1 protein-coding gene is annotated in these 2,561 nt (G+C 54.6%); it reads right to left on the bottom strand.

The window, feature by feature from the left end:
- Window positions 1-21 precede the first annotated feature (21 nt).
- Window positions 22-1,938, bottom strand: a complete 1,917-nt coding sequence (gene ltrA / locus MUU53_RS23110) for a group II intron reverse transcriptase/maturase (RefSeq protein ID WP_247262938.1) — start codon at window positions 1,936-1,938, stop codon at window positions 22-24.
- Between the last annotated feature and the right edge of the window lie 623 nt (window positions 1,939-2,561).

Genomic DNA, 2,561 nt, shown 5'->3' with positions numbered 1-2,561 from the left:
GTAGGGTAGGCTGGCGGCGCCTCAATGAGGACGCGGCTCAGCCCCCCTCCGAACCGGACTTGCACCTTTCAGCGCATCCGGCTCTCCACGACTACGTGTTCCATCTCGTCGTTGGTCAACTTGGCCACCAGCATGGACGGAGCGATGGCAGGGCTGGCAAAGCACAATGCGCTTGCGTAATCGTGCCGCCGGCATGTACCGGGCAAGCCCTGCTTTCTCCATTTCCGCGATCTTTCTGACATGATGGATTTCACATGGAAGATCTGTTCGACCGCATCTGGTACATTTCTGCGCGTTGAGGCGTTCGACCATTTCTGTCCTGCTGAACACGAACTTTGATGATTGTGGGCGATCAATGTCACCCCATTTTCGCGGTTCGCACTTCAGGTCCTTCAGCTGCCAGATCTTGATCTCTCGGGGTTCCTCTCCGACTTGGAAGCGAACGAAGAAGTCTTGCCCTCGGCGCATCTTGGAGAAGATTTCCCTCGCAGACGTTTTGTGCTTTGCTGCGATGGTTTTGACGCAGCTCATCAGGGCAAAGTACCCGCCCTTATTGAGCTTGCGTTTCACATCATCGGCAAGCGCATAGTAATTTGCGAAGCCTCTCCATTCAGCGTTGTAGGCCATGACAATTTCGACGTCACTCGCCAATGTCAAAGCGGGACGGTGGCGAGGACGAAAGGCATCGTAATCGCCCCATCCTTTGCCATTGACAAACCGGACCACCTTTTCCCTTGGGACATTCAGCTTCAAACGATCTGCCAACCCTCGCCGCAGTGCTGGACGACCATAAAAGGTCGCCTTGTGCGGATTGCGGTTGGTCGATGTCCTGACATCGTATCCAAGGAAACGCGCTCCGTCCGAAGCCTTGCGGATGCCGCTCTTCTCATCCGATACGCTCAGTTTCAGGTTTTTGGAGAGGAATGTCCTCACCTCTTCCATGATCTGTCGCGCATCGTCTTTGCTGCCAATTATGCCGATCAAGAAGTCATCAGCATAACGGCAGTAGCGGAGCCGCTTGTAATTCGGATCGAATGCGTCGGTGGCGGGCACAGTCAAACGTTCCGCCTTCAGCCGACTGATCTCCTCCAATTTGGATTTGATCTCTGCATCATCATCGCCTCGATCAAGACGAAGCTGATCCACTTGCTTACGAAGCCGCGTCAGACGATTCATGATCCGTCGGCCTTCGACCGATGGAACACGTTTCCCGCCCCTATGGTAGGCTGTGACCTTCGATTCCATGTACTCGTCGAGTTCATGGAGGTAGATGTTTGCCAGTATAGGGGAGACAATACCGCCCTGTGGGGTGCCGCTGTAGGTTCGGTGATAAACCCAATCCTCCATATAGCCCGCTTTCAACATTCCACGGATCAAGCCGATAAATCGGCTGTCGTGGATACGTTTTTCAAGCAAGCCAATGAGGACGTCGTGATCAATGTTGTCGAAGTATCCGACCACATCGACATCGACCAGCCATTTCACCCCTGTCCACACCGCACGGATGTTCTCCAGCGCAGTATGACAGGATCGGTTCGGTCTGAATCCATGAGAGTGCTGCGAGAACAGCGGCTCATAGATTTGCTCCAGAAGAATTCGAACAACCTCCTGGACCAAGCGGTCTTCCGTCGTCGGCACGCCAAGCGGCCTTTTCTTGCCGTTGGCTTTGGGAATGTACACCCGACGTACTGGTTGCGGACGATAGGTCCCGTTCGCCAGCCGCTCGATGATCGAACGTATCTTTTCCGACGTGAAGCCGTCAAAGGTCTGTCCGTCAACGCCCGGCGTCATCGCACCCTTGTTCTGTGCGATTTTATGGTAGGCTTGCTCCCAAAGGAGCGGAGCCTTCATAAGGCGATAGAGCCCATTGACCCGCCGACCCGACCTAACAATGATCGGGAGCGATCCAACAGCCCTTTTGATAGTATCTGGCAGCATTAGCACACCTCTTCGCAAGGTTTTGGATCGTAGTCGCTGCCGTCCTTCCCCTGATCCGCAGAATTTTCGCCCAAGTTGCCCTGAGCTTATATTCTCGACCATCCGATGATTTCGGCTGTCCCGGTCATTACTCCGGGCATTTGAGTACTATGACGGCTCCGTACCCATACAGGTCATCAGCAGAGCCGATGCCTGCTTAGGGCATCCCGTAATTACGAAAGCGGGAGATACGATGTGGTTAGGTGCCCCGTTCGTTCACTTACCCCTCCGATGGAGGATGCGCCGAATGGGCTGGCTTTCCCGATATCGGGGTTGGAGGACCTCAACACCCTGTCCTCTGTCCATTCGGTGTGCCGTGTCAGTCGTTCTACGACACCGCTCCGGTTGTAGGCCGCTGCAAACTAGGGTTCAGGCAATACAGCTTTCACCATACACATCTTGCCCTGACCCGCCGCATCGCAAACGACTTTGATGCTTTGGGCCTTTTCCGAACATGCTATTGTTCCCCGCTCCTTTCGGAGTCACAATCGTTGCCGATCGAGGTGAGTTCGGCAGGCATGAGCTATCCCAGCAAGCTCATTCACTCATCGTGACACTCCCATACTTTCGCCGTTACGGCGCAC

The sequence above is a fragment of the Affinirhizobium lemnae genome, from assembly GCF_022968395.1.
GTDB lineage: Bacteria > Pseudomonadota > Alphaproteobacteria > Rhizobiales > Rhizobiaceae > Neorhizobium > Neorhizobium lemnae.
Note: the sequence above shows the minus strand (reverse complement) of the source record. Positions and strands in the feature narration are given on the sequence as shown.

Bases quoted from the DNA above. Each gene is read 5' to 3' on its own strand.
- ltrA (WP_247262938.1), bottom strand. From the start codon at position 1,938: ATGCTGCCAGATACTATCAAAAGGGCTGTTGGATCGCTCCCGATCATT.